This window comes from Shewanella nanhaiensis (assembly GCF_019457885.1).
In the GTDB taxonomy this organism is placed as follows: domain Bacteria; phylum Pseudomonadota; class Gammaproteobacteria; order Enterobacterales; family Shewanellaceae; genus Shewanella; species Shewanella nanhaiensis.
The window spans coordinates 1-349 of record NZ_JAHZST010000072.1 but is presented as its reverse complement, the minus strand read 5'-3'; the positions used below and the strand labels follow the sequence as shown (position 1 = coordinate 349).

Here is a 349-nt window from a genome sequence, read left to right as displayed (position 1 = left end):
CGTCAACGGCAGCACGATTAAGTGCAACGCTCTTTAACAATTTATCAAGTAATCTGTGTGGGCACTCACAGGTGTTGAGTTATTCGAAACTACTTCTCACGAGGTAGTCAAAAATTTTCTCAATGAACCACTGAGTGACACATAGTAATATGTAGCTTCATTAACTTTAGAGTTAGTGAAAAACAGTATAATTCGTTGAGCCGTTTTACTCTTAACCGAGTTGAACAAAAAAACTTTAATTGAAGAGTTTGATCATGGCTCAGATTGAACGCTGGCGGCAGGCCTAACACATGCAAGTCGAGCGGAAACAGGAGAGTAGCTTGCTACTTTCGCTGTCGAGCGGCGGACG

General features: G+C 42.1%; 1 rRNA gene. It reads left to right on the top strand.

The window, feature by feature from the left end:
• Positions 1 to 236 precede the first annotated feature (236 nt).
• Positions 237 to 349, top strand: a 16S ribosomal RNA gene (locus K0625_RS24390); the annotation flags it as partial.